A 16822-nucleotide genomic window follows, 5' to 3' on the forward strand; every position below is an offset into this window, starting at 1 on the left:
CGTCATTGCAAAGACAAAATCACCGGCATTTCCTTTGAGATGCCGGTGATTTTTTATGGATTGAGCGCAAAATAAAAAGGCCGGTAAAACCGGCCTTTGCAGTGTTCTTAAGCAGCAATCAGCTGTTTTCTGTCGGCGCGTTCCTGCTGTGGTGAACGACCGTAAAGTTCGCGATAACATTTTGAGAAATGCGAGGCGGAGACAAAGCCGCAGGCAACAGCCACCTCAACCACCGGCATAGAAGATTGGATCAGTAGATGGCGGGCGCGGTCAAGACGGATTTCCAGATAATAGCGGGCAGGAGAACGCCCCATTTCCTGACGGAACAGGCGTTCAATCTGGCGGCGGGACAGGCCGACATTACCGGCGACATCCAGTAGTGACAGAGGTTCTGTGAGGCAACCTTCCATCATTTCAATGATTGAGAGTACCTTGGAATTCTGTACGCCAAGACGGGCACGCAGTGGCAGGCGCTGGCGGTCATGCGGTTTGCGTACGCGATCAGTCAGTGCCTGTTCGCAAATGCTGTTGACCAGATTTTCATCAAAATCATCGCCGATCAGTTTCAGCATCATATCCAGTGCCGCGGTGCCGCCTGCGCAGGTGTAGAGATTGCTGTCGATCTCAAACAGATCCGCATAGACCTCAGCCTTCGGAAAGGTTTCAGAAAAGCCGGGCAGGTTTTCCCAGTGGATGGCGCAGCGTTTGCCGGAGAGCAGTCCTGCCGATGCCAGAATATGAGCACCTGTACACAGTCCGCCAACGGAAATGCCGCGATTATAGGATTCACGGAGCCATGCCAGTGCAGATTTATTCTGATAATTTTCGACATGAACGCCTGAACAGACAAATACCATGCTGGGGCGGTTCTCTCCGATAAGATTGCGGCGTTCATCATCCAGTGATGTGTTTGCAGCAATTTCAATATCGCTGGATGCCATGACAGGTTTACCGTCTGCGGAGGCCAGCCGCCAGCGATAGGCTTCAAAACCGAGCATACGATTGGCAATGCGCAATGGCTCAATCGCCGTGGCAAAAGCAATCATAGAAAAATTCGGCACCAGAAAAAAGACAATAGACCGCTTAAGCCGTGCTTTATCATTCATGGCCATGTTCCCGCATTTTCAGAGCTGTCATGTCGCAAAACAAGATGCTCAATTATTAATTTGTGCAGGTCAGATCGGGCCAGAGAAGAGCCGGGTTTATCCTTTAAGGTGCTTTTCCCGTAAAACACTCTCTGTTTTGTCTGAACCGCTTTGTATAGTTTGATCTCTGACAGGCCGGTTTTCTGTCCCACACAGACGGCGCAATCAGGATATCGGTATTGAGACATATTCTTTGGTCTTAGGGAAGTGCGGCCAAATGCCTGTCGCGAAATGGTAATTTTGTATCGAAAAATGGCGTGCAGACGCAAATTTTTTGTAATCTTAGAATTGGTGTAAAATAAAATTATGTCGCGAACGCTATATTGTTTGCGTCTCTTGATATTGTGCAAGGCACAGCCGGTAAGGCGCTCAATTATTTCCTGAATTATGTTTTAGTGATGCAACCAGAAAGGGGCGTTCCGCGTTCCTTGTCATGAAACTGTTCGTTTTCTGTCAGGAGTGATGCGGTTTTCTAAGGTTATTCTTTGGGAAAACGCCCCGTAACTGATAGGCGATCAGGTTTTGGTTCATGATTTGGGAGATATCTTGATGAAAACTTCTGTATTCGCCCCGCTTGTTATTGTTATCTGTGCGCTGTCGCTGGCCGCTTGTGCCAATACGGTGCGTGGTGTCGGTAAGGACGTGAAAGACACCGGCCGTGCTGTTCAGCAGACCATTGAGTAAATAAGCACACAAAATACTTTAAAAGCCTGCATTGAGGGATCAATGCAGGCTTTTGCTAGAGCATTTCACAGTCAAGTTGGATCAACTTGACTTCTTGATTATGTCAAGCTGGATCAACTTGACGCCCGTGATAATGCGCCCAAATAAAGAATTGAGACGCGAGCGCTATGATCCAATCTGGACGTAAACCGCTCTAGTTAAGTCTCTAAAGTTTAACGGCGTATCATCGCAGCCATAACCGAACTGACAGATGTCTGGCCGATGATGATGCCTTTTTCGCAGCACACATTGACCTGTTCAGTTTTTTCATCCACGAGCTTGCGCATTGCCTCTTCCAGCAGCGTATCAAAACGGATCACCGGCAGATTGGTGTCCGCACCTTGCGGGGGTGTCATAATCGTATCCACACGGATAACCCGCCCGCGATTGACCTCCTGCACAAAGCTTTCAATATAAGCATCTGCCGGATGAAGCACGATATCCTGACCTGTGCCTTGCTGAATAATTTCACCGTCACGCAAAATGGCAATCCGGTCGCCCAGCCGCAAAGCCTCATCCAGATCATGCGTGATAAATACAATGGTCTTTTTGATCTCTTTTTGCAGGTCGAGCAGCACAGATTGCATATCCACGCGGATCAGCGGATCAAGCGCGGAAAAGGCTTCATCCATCAGCAGGATCGGTGCATCATTGGTCAGCGCACGGGCAAGTCCCACGCGCTGCTGCATTCCGCCGGAAAGCTGGTTCGGATATTTCTCCTCAAAGCCTTTCAGGCCGACGCGTTTAATCCAGCGATGGGCTTCTTCCAGCTGTCTGGCACGCGGCACCCCTTGTATCTCCAGCCCGTAGACGGTGTTTTCCAAAACTGTGCGATGTGGCAATAGCGCAAATTTCTGAAACACCATCGCGGTTTTGTGCCGCCGGAATGCGCGCAATTGCGCAGGCGACATGGTGACCACATCTTCGTCACCGACCAGAAGTTCACCGCTGGTCGGGTCAATCAGCCGGTTGATATGGCGGATAAGGGTGGATTTGCCGGAGCCGGACAAGCCCATCACCACCTGAATACAACCCGCAGGCATATCAATATTAATGTCGCGCAGCCCCAGAATATGCCCATGCTTGTCATTCAGTTCTGCTTTGGTCATGCCTTCTCTGACAAGCTGCACATAGGCTTTCGGATCATGACCGAAGATTTTGTAGAGATTGCGGATGGAGATGCCGGCTGCAGGTGTCTCAGCCGTCGATACAGACGGATTATTGGCCATGCGTGATCTCCAGATGTTTCTGCAACCGTGCGCCATAGGCCTGACTGATGCGGTCAAAAATAATGGCAATACCGACAATGGCCATGCCGTTGAAAATACCCAAAGTGAAATACTGGTTGGAAATGGCTTTAAGCACCGGCTGTCCCAGCCCCTGCACGCCGATCATCGAGGCAATCACCACCATGGCCAGCGCCATCATGATTGTCTGGTTGATACCCGCCATAATAGTTGGCAGCGCCAGCGGTAGCTGTACATTTTTGAGCTTTTGCCACGGGGATGAGCCGAAAGCATCTGCCGCCTCCAGCACGTCACGGTCAACCTGCCGTATACCGAGATTGGTCAGGCGGATAATCGGCGGAATGGCGTAGATAACCACGGCAATCAGCCCCGGTACGCGACCGATACCAAGCAGCATCACCACCGGAATGAGATAAACAAAGCTTGGCATGGTCTGCATAATATCCAGCACAGGGCTGATGACACTTTGCAGCCGGTTGGATTTGGCCATCAGAATGCCGGTCGGGATGCCGACGAGAATGGCGATAACCGTACAGACAAAAATCATCGAGATTGTCTTCATCGTATCATCCCACATGCCGAGATAGCCGATGATAAACAAAGTGATGACAGAGCCGATGGTGATTTTGATGCTGCGGCTGGAGAACCATGCGATTGCGGCAATGAGCAGTAATATAACCGGCCAAGGTGTGCCTGTCATAAAGCGTTCTGCCTGAATCAGAAAATATTGCAGCGGGTTGAAAAAGCCCTCAATGGCATCCCCGTAGGCACGGGTGAAGCTGCGGAATGTCTCGTCAATGGCTTTTTTGAGATTGGTAAGTGTCGCATTGTCGAGATTGGGAAAGCGGTACAGCCAGTCCATGAAGCGTCTGTTCTCCGATTTGCAACTCATTCAATTTTTTAAACACTCCCTGTCCGGCATGATGAGGCCGGACAGGGATTTTTGAAGAGGCTTTGTTACTGATAAAAATCAGTGACTAGAGCGGTTTACATCCAGATTGGATCATAGCGCTCGCTCTAGATTCTTTTCATTGTCGCATGTTCGCGGTAGCTCAAATGAATTCATTTGAGCGCGACATGCTCTAAGGATCAGATCGCAGCTTTCACTTTCTCAGCAACATCTGCCGGAACCCACTTCGTCCACATATCTTCCTGTGTTTTCAGGAAGTGAACGGCAGCCTGTTCACCGGTTGCCTGATTGTCGGTCATCCATGCGAGCAGCTTGTTCAGCGTTTCATTCGACCATGACCGGTTTTTCAGATAATCGAGGGCAGGGCCTGCGCGATCAGAGAATTTCTTGGTGACCAGTGTTTGCACACGATCTTTCGGCCAGCCGTTTTTCTTCGGATCTGGACAGTCGAGCACTGTGTTGCAGCGTTTCCATTCAGCTTCATCAATGTCATAGCCGGTTTTCAGCATGACCATTTCATATTTGCCGAGCAGGGCGGTTGGTGCCCAATAGAAGGCAGCAATCGGCTCTTTGCGCTCATTGGCTTTGGCGATAGCGCCGTCCAGACCTGCTGCGGATCCGGTATCGATCAGGTTGAAACCGGCCTTTTCAAATTCAAAAGCCTTGTAGAACTGGCTGGTAACAACCGTGCCGCCCCAACCCGGTGCACCATTATAAATAGCGCCCTTAGACGGGTTTTCCGGATCGGGAAACAGATCAGGATGTTTCAGCAAATCGTCGAAGGTTTTAATGTCAGGGTTTTTGTCGGCAATATATTTTGGAATCCACCAGCCCTGTTCACCGCCATCGGGCAGGGACTCGGACACGGCAATAATTTTGCCGTCATCAAAACCTTTTTTAACAATATCGGGTAGTAGATCGACCCAGCCTTCCGGAGCAATATCCGGCTGACCTTTTTCTACCATGGATGTGATGGTCGGTACTGTATCGCCGACAACGATCTCCGCATTACAGCCATAGCCTGCGGTGAGAATGATTTTATCAAGATTGGAAAGCAGTTCTGCGGACTGCCAGTTCATATTGGAAATGGTGACTTCACCGCATTCGGCAGCTTGTGCAGACACAGACATCATACCGGAAGCCGTCAAAAGACCGGCGGCCAGAATAGTTGAAGCAAAGAGCCTCTTCATATGTGTTCTCCTATTCCCCGTGGTACCGGTTGTTATCTGTCTTCCGGTGGTACCGGTGCCGGAGACAGTTAATTTTTTATAATGATATGCAATATTCTAAGCAGCAAACTGTGCGGCTTCACAACGACGATCTGTAACGAATTAGCGACATTCCTATTTAAAGAGTGAAAAACTTTGCTGCTGTCAGTTGTTTTGTGACAGAAGAGAAATGGAGTGCTTCAGTTTTAAAAATGTGACCTATTTTGTCAGGAAGATTTTGTGGGTAATATTTAGGTTAGTGTAAAATCAGATAAAAATAGTGATATTATACTTTGAGTAATTTTAAGTATCACTTTGATAGTAAAGAGGTTTTTGGAAGCCGTAGGCAGCCTGTACTACAGGCGCGAAAAAAACTCGCTCTGGCATAACAGGCGGAGCAGATTTATCAGAATTTAGAGCTGGGAAAATACAGGTGCAGGCTTGGCTGCGGCTGCGCATAGAGAGCAGATACGGCAAAAACCGCGCTATCGCTTTTAAGCTTGCGCGGTGATTGCCAAAATACGCTTGGCTTATCTGCCTCACTCAACGCGGCAGATAAAATACAACTCCGGTACGCAGTACCTGATCCGGAGCGGGAGACATAAATGTCTCTTATCCACTCTTTTAAACACACATCGTTACCGTTCGGTTATCAAGAGTTTAACGGGTGGTAAATATGCAATTTTTTTGATTGTTTTTCTCTCGGGATGCAGATTATTTCTATTGTGCAATACATTAAATAATGGGCTGCGTGACCATTATTGTTAGTAGCATCTGAAAACTCAGAAGATTATTTACAAGAAACGCAGAAGATAAAGTTAAGGAACAGAAAATGACGGAAAGCTGGCAATTCTGGGCGCTGGTATCAGCTGCATTTGCGGCACTGACAGCAATTTTTGCCAAGCTGGGTATTGCCGGAATTAATTCGGATTTTGCGACCTTTATCCGTACATTGGTGATTATCGCAGCCTTGTGCCTGTTTCTCACAATCAGCGGGCAATGGCAGAAAACATCTGATATTTCGGCAAAGAGCTGGTTGTTTCTGGTTCTGTCAGGGCTGGCAACCGGTGCGTCATGGATCGCTTATTTTCGTGCGCTTAAAATCGGGGATGCCGCGCGGGTTGCGCCGGTAGACAAGCTCTCAATCATTATGGTGGCAATTTTCGGTGTGGTTTTTCTCGGCGAAAAGCTCTCCGCGATAAACTGGGCCGGTGTGGTGATGATCGCAGGCGGCGTTATTCTGCTGACCTTAAAAGTTTAAAACCCGATCCAGAGACGCAGCGGATTGCTTGGCTCCATCAGCAGGCGGATTGTCAGCAGGATACAAGTGATAATCAGCAATGGCTTGATGAGACCTGCGCCGACACGCATTGCCAGATGGGCACCGGCTGTGGCGCCGAACATTTGGGCGATACCCATCACCAGACCGATTTTCCAGTTAATCGCACCGAAAGCCAAAAAGGTCAGGAAGCTGCCGAAATTCGAGGCAAAGTTCAGTAATTTTGTGTGTGCAGTTGCTTTGAGCAGGCCATAGCCTGCCAGCGACACAAAGCACAGCATGAAGAACGAACCGGTGCCGGGGCCAAACAAGCCGTCATAAAAACCGATCAGCGGCACGATGGTTACACCGAAGAGAAACGGCTTCATACGCTGAACGCGGCTGACATCGCCTGCATTCGGTTTCAGGGCGAAGTAAATGGCGATAGCGATCAACAGAATTGGCAGCAAGCCATAGAGAAAATCACCTGGAATATAAGTGGCCAGCAGGGCACCAAGCACAGCACCGAGACCGGACATTAAAGCTTGCGGCAATTGCTCTTTGATATTGACATGGCCTTTGCGCGCATAGGACAGGGTTGCGGAAGATGAGCCGAACAGCGATTGCAACTTGTTGGTGCCCAGTGCCTCAACAGGGGGAATACCGGCCAGCATCAGCGCCGGAACGGTAATCATACCACCGCCGCCTGCAATCGCGTCAATAAATCCGGCAATAAAACCGGCAAGAGCGAGCAGCAGAAGCAGGGAATCAATGGAGGCGGTCATAGACGCGAACATGGGGGAACCGTTTAGAACTGTGCAGCGGGTCTTGCGGAGAGGGGCAAAGCAGGCGGCGGGCTTTTATGTTGGGAGCAATTCATAAAGACTGCCGGATAGAGGTGCAAGATGGGACAGAACAATAACGGGATTGTTTACTTAGAGCGCCGTGCGCCTGTTTGGGCGCACACAGGTCGCTCTAACACCTTTAAAGCAGAGCATAATTCTACCTTAAACTGATCCAGGTTTAAGAAATTATGCTCAATGCTTGTCTTATTTCTAAAGAGTTGCAAGGCAGGGCTTGTCATTTGGCCGCAGTCTTGCCAACACTGCATTTCTTAAAAGACTTGCGTTTTTCGGGGACGATGATGAGTGAAACGATTTTTGAGCGTATCAGCGCTTATCTGAGCAAGAAGACTGCTGTGCAGCGCCTGTCGGAGGATCCGGCTCTGGTCTCCGAATTGCTGCTGCTGGTGCGGTTGGTTTTTGCTGACGGACAGAAAAATCAGGCTGAAATGAATGCATTATTGCGCATCATGCAGCATGATTTTGATATCAAGCCGGAAGAACTGCCTGAAGTGGCAGATTATCTGAAAACCTTCTCCTATGAGACGACCAGTACACAGGCTGCCGCTTTGTTCAGTGAAATGGTGCCGGAACGCCGTCAGTCGCTTGTCGGACATCTGCTGACCATTGCAAAAGCGGATAATGAAATTCATCCGGCGGAAAGTGCATTGATTGCCCGTGTGGTTGAGCAGCTGAATGTTACACCGGAAGAACTGTTTGAACGCCGCCAGAACAGCGGACAGGTTGAAGATTAAGCACACTCACTCAAGCGGGGTAATCAACAAAGAAAGAGCGCCCCGACCGGCGCGCTTTTTATTTATTCTCCGCTCAAACTCCAGCACGAGGACAGGTCATTTTCTCTCGGTGCAGCATGATAAACTCCGCGTGCCACAGCGCGTGCCATGGTTGAAGCCGCAGCGGCACAAAGATCAATGAAATCTTCAACCGAGGGTTCAATGCCGCTGGCACCGGTGGCGAGTGCAAAGATCAGATCACCGTCAAAAGGTGTATGTGCAGGCCAGATCGCGCGGGAGTAACCGTCATGAGCAGCAATTGCCAGACGCTTGGCCTGCGCTTTTGTTAGAACCGCATCGGTGGCAATGGTGCCGATGGTAGTATTCGCGGCAGGTGGTAATGCCGTGCCGTTGTCACGGAATTTGATGCGCAGGTCTGTTGCATTTGCAGGCATAGGTGAGGGGTAACCAATCCCACCGAACTCATTATCCTGCTCAAATGGTGCAGCCCAGAAGTGCTTTGTATCGCCGACAGTGACAGAGCCGACAGCATTGACGGCAACCAGTGCGCCCATGGTCATGCCATTCGGTGGTCTGTGAGAGGCGGAGCCAAGCCCGCCTTTGAAACCGGCGACCAGAGCACCGGCACCGGCACCATAACTGCCGAGTTCAAAGTCTTCTGCCGCATTTTCCGCTGCCAGATAGCCAAGCTCGCGATAGGGCGGGTAACGCCCCCAGTCTTTATTGCCGCCATTATGCATGTCAAAAAGAATGGCAGAGGGGACAATCGGAATATGATGCCCTGCCGCTTCAAAACCGATTTTTCTCTCGCGTAAGTAAGCCTGCACGCCGGAGGCAGAATCGAGACCGAATGCCGAACCGCCGGAAAGCACAATCGCATTCACGCTTTGCACGGTATTATGGGGCTCCAGCAGATCGGTTTCCCGTGCTCCGGGCGCGCCGCCCAGCACTTGCACCGCAGCGGTGGTTTCGCGGTCGCAGAGAATAGTTGTGACGCCGGTTTTGATATGCTCGTCCTGCGCATTGCCAACCCGCAGCCCCGCCACATCGGTAATCAGATTTCGCGGGCCGGAAACAGTGGTGTTGTGGCTGTGGCTCAGCGGCTTTGTCATTTTCTGTCCCCCTATTTTGGTTTTCCCATTTTTGATTTTATTGCACCGGTTCAAAATCCTTGCCGTTAAAGCGCATCAGCCGGTAGGGATTTTCCTGCCGCAAACCTGCAGGTGTAAAGCTGATGGTGCCACCGGCTGTTTCAAAACGGGTTGAGTATAAAAGCTCGGCAGCGGTTTTTTGCGTTTCTGACGGATCGGTCAGGATCTGTGCGGCAATTTGCAGGGCGCTATAGGCCTCTAATGCATAACCATCAGCCTTCATATCCTGCGTATCCGGTTGCTTTTCAGCCATAGCGGTAATGGCTTTAACTGCACTTTCTGCCGAAGCCTGTGTAATGGCTTCAGGAATGGCACTCATCAGCAGTCCTGCTGGCAACGGGTTTTGCGGATCAACGCGCAGAAATGTTTCGCTGCCTGCTATTGTCAAAGGCCAGTTGGCAGCTGCTGCACTGCGGGCAATGACTGAAGCATCATCTCCTTCACCGCCGAGCAGAATATGGTTGATACCCGCACGTTTCAGCCGTGAGATTAAAGCATTTTGCGAGGTTTGTGCCGGACGGTAAGTGTCGGTCAATGCCGGTTCAAGGCCGCGGGATTTGAACGCCAATAGAGCATCGCGCGCAAAGTCACGACCCTGAACGGTTCCGTCTTCAATCAAAGCAAAAGGAGCGGTGCGCCAGAGGGGGGCGAGCTTATCAGCGAGAACTGCCGTTGCGAGCTTACGATCCGGCTGCAACCGGAAAATACCAAAACTCTGTCTGGTTTCCTGCTCAAGAATTGTTGGCTGGCGACTGCCGAGGCTGAGAATGGCTATGCCGTCTCGCGCCAGTACCGGTGCCGCACCTTCCAGCGATTCACTGCACAAATAGCCGATAACGACTTTGACTTTGGCCTGTCTGAGTTTCTCAGCTGTGGCTGCATCCTGATCCGCTTTGCAATATTCCTGCATATAGACAAGGCTGACCGGATATTGGTTTTGTATTTTGGCCGCTTCCGCACCAAGCATGATCTGTTTTGCCAGCGTGGCATAAGGCCCTTCAAAAGGGGCAACAATACCGATTTGCAGGGGAGAATTATCAGCCTGTGTCTGGCCGTGAGCAGTGCTCATGGTCAGCGCTGATAGTCCGGTACAAAGACAGTAAAGCGTGGCGGCAAGTCTCATGAGATGCGGGTTCAACCTTGATAAGAAAATTCTGCCCTCAGAGGTAGAGTGTTCTGCATCTGCTTGCAATGGCTTAGTATCTGATCCAAAACCGCCTGACTTGGCTGCAAATGGCAATTTTCTCCGCTTCCGTACTCACATACATTAAGTACGCTCCGTGCGGATGCTCAAAAATCACCATTTTCGCTTGTGTCAGCCGCTTTTTGATTCAGATACTTAAACTTGTTCCGGCCACACCTACGTAACTGTGCTGATTTTCTGTTGCCGTCTTTAGAATTCTGCTTTTATAGAGTTAAACGACAGTCCTCACTGTCATTTGATTGCTAAAATTGAAGAGTTGGTACTGTAAAGTGGGCACCGGACGTGTAAGAGGGTGTTGAAATCTTATGCGCATTTTATAGTGGTGCACTGGCAGAGCGATATAAATGAATATGGTAAAGTCTATTGTGACGACAAATCAGGCTGTGGATCCGCTGAACTATCGCAATGCGATGAGCCAGTTTGCCGGTGCTGTGAACATTGTGACGACTGACGGTCCGGCCGGACGCCGTGCTCTGACGCTTTCTGCCGGTTGTTCCGTATCGGATAATCCGGCGACTATTCTGATCTGCCTGCAGCGTGTGCATACCGATAATCTGATGTTCATTGAAAACGGTGTTTTTGCTTTCAATGTGCTTCATGCGGGGCAAAAAGATCTCGCGGAGGCTTTTGCCGGCCGCAATCACCTGACCATGGAAGAGCGTTTTGCCTTGGCTGAGTGGGATGTCATGGCAACAGGCTCGCCGGTTCTCAAAGGCGCGCTGGCAAGTCTCGATTGTAAGATCATCTCGCGTCAGGATCATGCCACGCATCATGTTCTGTTCGGGGAAGTGCTGGCCTTGCGGCAGATTTCTGCGGAACAGTCGCAGGCCGAGGGCAATGAAGCGCTGGTTTATCTCAACCGCTCCTATCATCAGCTCAAAATCTGAAGCCTGTTAATTAAACGAGACTTGGTTTGACAAAAAAGCCCGTGCGCAGCACTCTGCGCGCGGGTATTTTTATTATGAGAATGCTCAAGGACTAAAGGGGAGGCTGCAAAGGGAGATTGCAGTGGGAGTTTTGGGAATTTCATTGCGGCCTGCGGGGGCGCTGGTTCTGGCTGCGGGATTATTCTGCGCTGGTATGGCTCATGCGCAACCGCAGTTACAACCTTTCAAAGATGACTTGTTTTCTGCACAGACCGTGCTGAAAAGCGCCGATGGCGGCAATTATCTCATCCTCGATTATAATGAAATGCGCGACATTAACGGGCGCGACACCATTGTAGAGAAGCGGGTGCAGGATAAATATGTCTCGCTGAAAATACGGGCGCAGCAGAAGGATGTCGCTGTGCCGACTGCAGCGGGCGTGGTGAAAACCTATCAGGTCGGCAAATTGACACCGCAGACCTCCATGATTGTGCTCTATCTCCATGGTAAAGGCGGCAACCGCCATCAGGGTGTGAATGACTTTACATTTGGCGGTAATTTTAACCGGCTTAAAAATCTGGTGGTGCAGGGCGGCGGTGTTTATCTTGCTCCGGATTTTTCGGATTTCGCAGCCAAGGGAACTTCAGAAATTTCCGGTTTGATTGCTGCCATGAAGCAGCAGGCACCACGTGCCAAGGTGATTGTCACCTGCGGTTCAGCGGGTGGTGTGCTGTGCTGGCAATTGACTGCGGATGCAACTGCGGCGCAGCAGATTGACGGGCTGGCACTGCTTGGCTCCCTCTGGGATGACCAGTTCCGCAAGAGCGTTGCGTTTAAACGCAAGGTTCCGGTTTTCCTAAGCCATGGTAGTCGTGATCCGGTTTTTGCGATTGACAGTCAGGAAGCTTTTTACCGGTCTTTGCGCAAAACAAAGGGCGGATATCCGGTGGTGATGCATCGTTATGAAAGCGGCAATCACGGTACGCCGATCCGCATGACAGACTGGCGGGTGGCATTGAACTGGCTGGTTAGCAAGGCGCCATAAAATCTGCTGCGGATAATGTCAGTACAGGGCATTTTGACTGTGGAGCATGAAGGATTGTTGGTCAGTGTGACTGTGCTGCCACTCGACATTTGGGAAAAAGCGAATAGGTTCGGCTCAGAAAAAAGTGACGATTTCACAGTAATAACATCTGTTTTATGAATGAGGCATGGTATGCGCACCAGCACAGGTTCCGCAAAACGTTTTGTACTTCTGGCAATGTTTGCTCCGCTGGTTGCCGCCTGTACCACAACATCCAACACAACTCCGGCTCCGATAACGGCTGCTGCACAGGCACCGGTTCCGGTTGCTTCGCAAATGCCGAGCTTCCCGCAATTCGTGCGCAGCAATGTAGCGCCTGAACTGGCAAATCCGTGCATTACAGCAGCGGCTAACCGCTACTATATTCCGGAGCGCGTGGTTACTGCTGTAGACAGCCGTCCGGGCGGCGGTGGCAATACGGATGTGATCCTGAAAGTGGATTCCCGTGATGCACGCTGCACAATCAGCGCCAACGGCACTGTGCGTTCGGTTGTTGATACCAGCCCGATGAGTGCCGATCAGCGCGCAGCCAATGAAGCAGCTGCTAAAGCGCCTGCAGCAACGCCTGCCAAGGCTGCACCTGCGAAAAAAGCCGCAACAAAACAGAAAAAAGCCAGCTGATTTTTTAGAGCGCCGTGCGCCCTCCCGGGCGCACAAAGGTCGCTCTAACATTTTATAGGCTGAGAATTACAAAAAGGCCGCTCTTAATACAGAGCGGCTTTTTTGTTTGAGAAAATGATTCCGATAGTGGTGCTAACCATCTGAAATCATTGTGTAGATAAAGAAAAAGGCCGCGGTCGAGGGACACGCGGCCTGATTTTTAATGATGTCAGGAAATCAGCGTTTGAAGCCTTCACTGGCAACCATCAGATTGCGTGTATAGTCTTCTTTCAGATTGCCCTTAGCGAGATCATCAGCTTTGAGTTTCTCAACAATCGTACCGTTCTGCATTACCGCCAGCTCATCACACATATGGGTGATAACTGCGAGATCGTGACTGACCATAACGAAGGTCAGTTTACGGTCGCGGCGGATTTGCTCCAGCAGGTTGAGCACTTCCGCCTGAACGGAAGCATCAAGTGCGGAAGTCGGTTCATCCAGCAGCAGAATGCTCGGCTCGACGATGAGGGCGCGTGCAATCGCAATACGCTGACGCTGACCACCGGAAAGCTGGTGCGGATAGCGGAAGCGGAAGCCGGAGCCCAAGCCTACTTCATCCAATGCTCGGACAATACGCTTCTCCGTGTCTTTGATGCCGTGGATAGCCAATGGCTCAAGCAAGAGGCGATCTACAGTCTGGCGCGGGTGAAGGGAACCGTAAGGATCCTGAAACACCATCTGTACCGTGTTATAGAAGGCCTTGTCACGCGGGTTTGGTATTGGCTTGCCGTTGACCTCAATCTTGCCGGAAGAGGTTGGTGCCAGTCCTGCAACTGCGCGCAGCAGTGTGGACTTGCCCGAACCGGATTCACCGACCAGACCAAAGGAGGAGCCATTAGCAACCGTGATCGACGCATCTTTCAACGCGTGGAAGTCATTGAACAAGACATTGAGATTTTCAATGAACAATGCCGGATTGGCAGATGTTTTTGTACTGGTACCGGTCATACGCTCCACTCCGCCTGACGTTGCAGGGTTGGCAGCGGATGACGGTCGGCGCCGATCTTAGGCATGCAGTTCAGAAGCCCCTGAGTATATGGATGTTTTGCATTGGCCAGATCGCTTGCGGCAATTTCCTCAACAATACGACCGGCATACATCACGATAACGCGGTCGCAGAAGGAGGAAACCAAACGCAGATCGTGGCTGATAAAGATCAGCCCCATTCCGCGGTCTGCCACCAGCTTGTCGAGAATACCAAGCACTTCAAGCTGAACGGTGACGTCGAGAGCCGAAGTCGGCTCATCGGCAATCAGCAGTTCAGGCTGGGCAATCAGCATCATCGCGATCATTACGCGCTGTCCCATACCGCCGGATACTTCGTGCGGATAGAGATCAAAAACGCGCTCCGGATCACGGATCTGTACCGCTTCCAGCATTTCCAGAGCCTTCTGACGGGCTTCGGATTTTTTGACCGGTGCATGAGCCGAAAGCGTCTCAATAATCTGGCGACCAATGGTCATAACAGGATTGAGCGAATATTTCGGATCCTGCAGAACCATGGCCACGCGGCTGCCGCGCAAAGCACGGCGTTCTTTTGCAGAGATGCCGAGCAGATCAATACCATCAAATTCCAGACGCTTGGCTGTGATTTTTGCATGGGGCGGTGTCAGCCCCATGATGGCGCGGCCGGTCTGGGATTTACCCGAGCCGGATTCACCCACAATGCCCAGACGCTCACGTCCCAGCGTGAAAGACACGCCGCGAACAGCCTCAATCGAGCCGGTGCGGGTAGGGAATGATACCCGCAGATCGTCAACATAAAGCAGCTTATCACTCATTGGTTGTTGCCTCGCGGATCAAGAGCGTCACGCAGGCCGTCACCAAGCAGGTTGAAGCCAAGGCTGACAATGAGAATGGCCATGCCCGGTACAGCGGCTACCCACCACTGGTCGAGAATGAAACGACGGCCGGAAGCAATCATTGCACCCCATTCAGGCAGTGGCGGCTGAGCACCGAGACCCAGGAAGCCAAGACCGGCAGCAGTCAGAATAATACCGGCCATATCCAGCGTCACACGAACGATCAGCGAGGACAGGCAGAGCGGCATAATATGACGGATGACGATACGGGCAGGGGATGCGCCCATCAGCTTCACAGCTGAAATATAGTCCGAATTGCGTAATGTCAGTGTTTCTGCACGGGCAATACGGGCATAAGGCGGCCATGAGGTAATCGCAATCGCGATAACTGCATTTTCAATGCCGGGTCCCAGAGCCGCAACAAAAGCGAGCGCCAGAATGAGCTTCGGAAAAGCAAGGAAAATATCGGTAATACGCATTAGCAGCGCATCAACCCAGCCACCGGCATAACCGGCTACAGTGCCGACCAGAAGACCGACAGGAGCCGACAGGATAGCCACCAGCAGCACAACATAGAGCGTCCAGCGGGAGCCGTAGATCAGACGGGAGAGAATATCGCGCCCCTGATCGTCTGTACCCAGCAGATAGCCCGGTGAGCCCATTGGCAGCAGGCGTGAATTGGCCAGATCACCGGAAACCGGTGAATGCGGTGCCAGCCATGGTGCAAAGGCAGCCACGAATACCAGCAGACCGATGATAATCAGGCCGAGTACCGCAAGTTTATTCGCGGTAAAACGGCGCCAGATCATGTAGGAACGGCCGAGTTTGGCTTGTGCACGGGATTGCGGACGCTCAGTGAGCAGCCATTCCCGCCATGTTTCTTTTGGAAGTGTTGTCTCACTCATCGTGCGCGCGTCCGTGGGTCGAGTGTCCGATAGAGCAGATCGGAAAGCAGATTAAGGGCAATAAACACAGAGCCGATGATAATGGTGCCGCCGAGAACAGCATTCATATCAGCGCTTTGCAGAGAATTGGTGATGTACAGACCAAGACCCGGCCATGAGAACACGGTTTCAGTCAGAACCGAGCCTTCCAGCATACCGGCATAGGACAGGGCAATCACAGTCACAAGCGGTACGGCCGCATTGCGCAGGGCATGACCCCAGATGATCTTGGTTTCGCTTAAGCCCTTTGCACGCGCTGCAACGATATATTCCTGATCCAGTTCATTGAGCATGAAAGAACGGGTCATGCGGCTGATATAGGCCAGAGAGAAATAACCGAGCAGCGAGGCAGGCAGAATGATATGCGAGAGAATATTCCCCAGCGCATCCCACTGGCGCTGAATAATCGCATCCAGCATATAAAGACCGGTGATCGGCGTGAAGGTATATTCATAGGCCACATCAATACGACCCGGACCTGCAACCCAGCCAAGCTTGGCGTAGAAAATCAGCAGACAGATCATGCCGAGCCAGAAGATCGGAACGGAATAACCGAACAGACCGATAACGCGCACCAGCTGATCGATGAAGCTGCCGCGCTTTACAGCCGCGAGCACACCGAGCGGAATGCCGAAGACAGCGCCGATCAGCGTGCCGATGGTTGCCAGTTCCATTGTTGCAGGGAAAACGCGCTTGATGTCAGTCATAACCGGATTGGAGGTCAGAACCGACATGCCGAAATCACCGGACAGGGCTTTTTGAACATAAATAATGAATTGCTGCCAGATCGGCAGATTTAATCCTAACTCTTCGCGGGTGCGCTCAATAACATGAGCCGGTGCGCGGTCACCGAGAATTGCAAGAACCGGATCAATCGGAATGACGCGACCAATGAAGAAGGTCACAGCCAGCAGACCGAGATAGGTTGTGATGACGACCAGCAAGAAGCTCCCGATCCCGAGAGCCCATTTGCTGATCCGGGCGTTTTTGCGCCCGGATGCTGTAATAGTGGTTACACTCATA

17 protein-coding genes are annotated in these 16822 nt (G+C 51.3%); 6 read left to right on the forward strand and 11 right to left on the reverse strand.

The window, feature by feature from the left end; genetic code table 11:
- Nucleotides 1–107: 107 nt before the first annotated feature.
- The gene (locus F7P81_RS13790) at nucleotides 108–1106 is read right to left on the reverse strand and encodes a GlxA family transcriptional regulator (RefSeq protein WP_022709850.1); all 999 of its coding nucleotides are present in this window, start codon (nucleotides 1104–1106) and stop codon (nucleotides 108–110) included.
- A 588-nt stretch (nucleotides 1107–1694) separates the two neighbouring features.
- On the opposite strand from F7P81_RS13790, the gene F7P81_RS13795 reads away from it, so the two are divergent.
- A complete protein-coding gene (locus tag F7P81_RS13795) occupies nucleotides 1695–1829 on the forward strand; it encodes an entericidin A/B family lipoprotein (RefSeq protein ID WP_075656425.1) in 135 nt (44 codons plus the stop codon).
- Between the two features lie 212 nt (nucleotides 1830–2041).
- On the opposite strand, the gene F7P81_RS13800 is transcribed toward F7P81_RS13795, so the two are convergent.
- From F7P81_RS13800 to F7P81_RS13810, 3 genes are all read right to left on the reverse strand, one after another.
- Entirely contained in the window at nucleotides 2042–3097 is a 1056-nt protein-coding gene (locus F7P81_RS13800) for a quaternary amine ABC transporter ATP-binding protein (protein WP_246176129.1), read from the reverse strand.
- Complete coding sequence (locus F7P81_RS13805) at nucleotides 3087–3977, reverse strand: ABC transporter permease (protein ID WP_075656271.1); 891 nt, start codon at nucleotides 3975–3977, stop codon at nucleotides 3087–3089. The genes F7P81_RS13800 and F7P81_RS13805 overlap by 11 nt, the downstream gene beginning before the upstream one ends.
- A gap of 227 nt (nucleotides 3978–4204) precedes the next feature.
- Nucleotides 4205–5215 carry an ABC transporter substrate-binding protein gene (locus F7P81_RS13810; RefSeq protein WP_022709846.1) on the reverse strand — a complete coding sequence of 337 codons (1011 nt, stop codon included), beginning with the start codon at nucleotides 5213–5215 and terminating at the stop codon, nucleotides 4205–4207.
- Nucleotides 5216–6065: 850 nt separating this feature from the next.
- Between F7P81_RS13810 and F7P81_RS13815 the strand changes: the two genes are divergently transcribed.
- The gene (locus F7P81_RS13815) at nucleotides 6066–6494 is read left to right on the forward strand and encodes an EamA family transporter (RefSeq protein WP_022709845.1); all 429 of its coding nucleotides are present in this window, start codon (nucleotides 6066–6068) and stop codon (nucleotides 6492–6494) included.
- On the opposite strand, the gene F7P81_RS13820 is transcribed toward F7P81_RS13815, so the two are convergent.
- Complete coding sequence (locus tag F7P81_RS13820; protein ID WP_151159958.1) at nucleotides 6491–7276, reverse strand: TSUP family transporter; 786 nt, start codon at nucleotides 7274–7276, stop codon at nucleotides 6491–6493. The genes F7P81_RS13815 and F7P81_RS13820 overlap by 4 nt on opposite strands.
- Nucleotides 7277–7635: 359 nt before the next feature.
- Between F7P81_RS13820 and F7P81_RS13825 the strand changes: the two genes are divergently transcribed.
- Nucleotides 7636–8088, forward strand: a complete 453-nt coding sequence (locus tag F7P81_RS13825; RefSeq protein ID WP_075656273.1) for a tellurite resistance TerB family protein — start codon at nucleotides 7636–7638, stop codon at nucleotides 8086–8088.
- A gap of 62 nt (nucleotides 8089–8150) precedes the next feature.
- On the opposite strand, the gene F7P81_RS13830 is transcribed toward F7P81_RS13825, so the two are convergent.
- Together F7P81_RS13830 and F7P81_RS13835 are read right to left on the reverse strand one after the other, a co-directional pair.
- Nucleotides 8151–9200 carry a P1 family peptidase gene (locus F7P81_RS13830; protein ID WP_151159960.1) on the reverse strand — a complete coding sequence of 350 codons (1050 nt, stop codon included), beginning with the start codon at nucleotides 9198–9200 and terminating at the stop codon, nucleotides 8151–8153.
- 37 nt (nucleotides 9201–9237) lie between these two features.
- Nucleotides 9238–10308: an ABC transporter substrate-binding protein gene (locus F7P81_RS13835; RefSeq protein WP_170265287.1), complete on the reverse strand. Its 1071-nt coding sequence runs from the start codon at nucleotides 10306–10308 to the stop codon at nucleotides 9238–9240.
- Between the two features lie 479 nt (nucleotides 10309–10787).
- Here F7P81_RS13835 and F7P81_RS13840 point away from each other — a divergent pair, with 479 nt between their 5' ends.
- The 3 genes from F7P81_RS13840 to F7P81_RS13850 all read left to right on the forward strand — a co-directional run bounded on the left by F7P81_RS13840 (nucleotide 10788) and on the right by F7P81_RS13850 (nucleotide 13014).
- The gene (locus F7P81_RS13840; RefSeq protein WP_022709840.1) at nucleotides 10788–11330 is read left to right on the forward strand and encodes a flavin reductase family protein; all 543 of its coding nucleotides are present in this window, start codon (nucleotides 10788–10790) and stop codon (nucleotides 11328–11330) included.
- A 193-nt stretch (nucleotides 11331–11523) separates the two neighbouring features.
- A complete protein-coding gene (locus F7P81_RS13845) occupies nucleotides 11524–12354 on the forward strand; it encodes an alpha/beta hydrolase (protein ID WP_151160024.1) in 831 nt (276 codons plus the stop codon).
- Between the two features lie 171 nt (nucleotides 12355–12525).
- Nucleotides 12526–13014, forward strand: coding sequence for a hypothetical protein (locus tag F7P81_RS13850; protein ID WP_246176130.1), 489 nt, complete (start codon nucleotides 12526–12528; stop codon nucleotides 13012–13014).
- Between the two features lie 216 nt (nucleotides 13015–13230).
- Here the strand turns inward: F7P81_RS13850 and F7P81_RS13855 are convergent, their stop codons facing one another.
- The 4 genes from F7P81_RS13855 to F7P81_RS13870 are packed head-to-tail and all read right to left on the reverse strand — an operon-like array spanning nucleotide 13231 to nucleotide 16821.
- Nucleotides 13231–14001 (reverse strand): ABC transporter ATP-binding protein, encoded by a 771-nt coding sequence (locus F7P81_RS13855; RefSeq protein ID WP_151159964.1) that lies wholly within the window; start codon nucleotides 13999–14001, stop codon nucleotides 13231–13233.
- Nucleotides 13998–14834, reverse strand: coding sequence for an ABC transporter ATP-binding protein (locus tag F7P81_RS13860; protein WP_022710891.1), 837 nt, complete (start codon nucleotides 14832–14834; stop codon nucleotides 13998–14000). The genes F7P81_RS13855 and F7P81_RS13860 overlap by 4 nt, the downstream gene beginning before the upstream one ends.
- Nucleotides 14831–15760 (reverse strand): ABC transporter permease, encoded by a 930-nt coding sequence (locus F7P81_RS13865; protein ID WP_022710892.1) that lies wholly within the window; start codon nucleotides 15758–15760, stop codon nucleotides 14831–14833. The genes F7P81_RS13860 and F7P81_RS13865 overlap by 4 nt, the downstream gene beginning before the upstream one ends.
- A complete protein-coding gene (locus tag F7P81_RS13870) occupies nucleotides 15757–16821 on the reverse strand; it encodes an ABC transporter permease (RefSeq protein WP_022710893.1) in 1065 nt (354 codons plus the stop codon). Before F7P81_RS13870 ends, F7P81_RS13865 begins: the two co-directional genes overlap by 4 nt.
- Nucleotide 16822 lies beyond the last annotated feature (1 nt).

The sequence above is a fragment of the Pseudochrobactrum saccharolyticum genome, from assembly GCF_008801715.1.
Classification (GTDB): Bacteria; Pseudomonadota; Alphaproteobacteria; order Rhizobiales; family Rhizobiaceae; genus Pseudochrobactrum; species Pseudochrobactrum saccharolyticum.

What these genes read in the sequence shown, in the direction of transcription:
- F7P81_RS13790 (WP_022709850.1), bottom strand. Translation starts at nt 1,106, where the DNA reads ATGAATGATAAAGCACGGCTTAAGCGGTCTATTGTCTTTTTTCTGGTG.
- F7P81_RS13795 (WP_075656425.1), top strand. Translation starts at nt 1,695, where the DNA reads ATGAAAACTTCTGTATTCGCCCCGCTTGTTATTGTTATCTGTGCGCTG.
- F7P81_RS13800 (WP_246176129.1), bottom strand. Translation starts at nt 3,097, where the DNA reads ATGGCCAATAATCCGTCTGTATCGACGGCTGAGACACCTGCAGCCGGC.
- F7P81_RS13805 (WP_075656271.1), bottom strand. Translation starts at nt 3,977, where the DNA reads ATGGACTGGCTGTACCGCTTTCCCAATCTCGACAATGCGACACTTACC.
- F7P81_RS13810 (WP_022709846.1), bottom strand. Translation starts at nt 5,215, where the DNA reads ATGAAGAGGCTCTTTGCTTCAACTATTCTGGCCGCCGGTCTTTTGACG.
- F7P81_RS13815 (WP_022709845.1), top strand. Translation starts at nt 6,066, where the DNA reads ATGACGGAAAGCTGGCAATTCTGGGCGCTGGTATCAGCTGCATTTGCG.
- F7P81_RS13820 (WP_151159958.1), bottom strand. Translation starts at nt 7,276, where the DNA reads ATGACCGCCTCCATTGATTCCCTGCTTCTGCTGCTCGCTCTTGCCGGT.
- F7P81_RS13825 (WP_075656273.1), top strand. Translation starts at nt 7,636, where the DNA reads ATGAGTGAAACGATTTTTGAGCGTATCAGCGCTTATCTGAGCAAGAAG.
- F7P81_RS13830 (WP_151159960.1), bottom strand. Translation starts at nt 9,200, where the DNA reads ATGACAAAGCCGCTGAGCCACAGCCACAACACCACTGTTTCCGGCCCG.
- F7P81_RS13835 (WP_170265287.1), bottom strand. Translation starts at nt 10,308, where the DNA reads ATGAGCACTGCTCACGGCCAGACACAGGCTGATAATTCTCCCCTGCAA.
- F7P81_RS13840 (WP_022709840.1), top strand. Translation starts at nt 10,788, where the DNA reads ATGAATATGGTAAAGTCTATTGTGACGACAAATCAGGCTGTGGATCCG.
- F7P81_RS13845 (WP_151160024.1), top strand. Translation starts at nt 11,524, where the DNA reads ATGGCTCATGCGCAACCGCAGTTACAACCTTTCAAAGATGACTTGTTT.
- F7P81_RS13850 (WP_246176130.1), top strand. Translation starts at nt 12,526, where the DNA reads ATGCGCACCAGCACAGGTTCCGCAAAACGTTTTGTACTTCTGGCAATG.
- F7P81_RS13855 (WP_151159964.1), bottom strand. Translation starts at nt 14,001, where the DNA reads ATGACCGGTACCAGTACAAAAACATCTGCCAATCCGGCATTGTTCATT.
- F7P81_RS13860 (WP_022710891.1), bottom strand. Translation starts at nt 14,834, where the DNA reads ATGAGTGATAAGCTGCTTTATGTTGACGATCTGCGGGTATCATTCCCT.
- F7P81_RS13865 (WP_022710892.1), bottom strand. Translation starts at nt 15,760, where the DNA reads ATGAGTGAGACAACACTTCCAAAAGAAACATGGCGGGAATGGCTGCTC.
- F7P81_RS13870 (WP_022710893.1), bottom strand. Translation starts at nt 16,821, where the DNA reads ATGAGTGTAACCACTATTACAGCATCCGGGCGCAAAAACGCCCGGATC.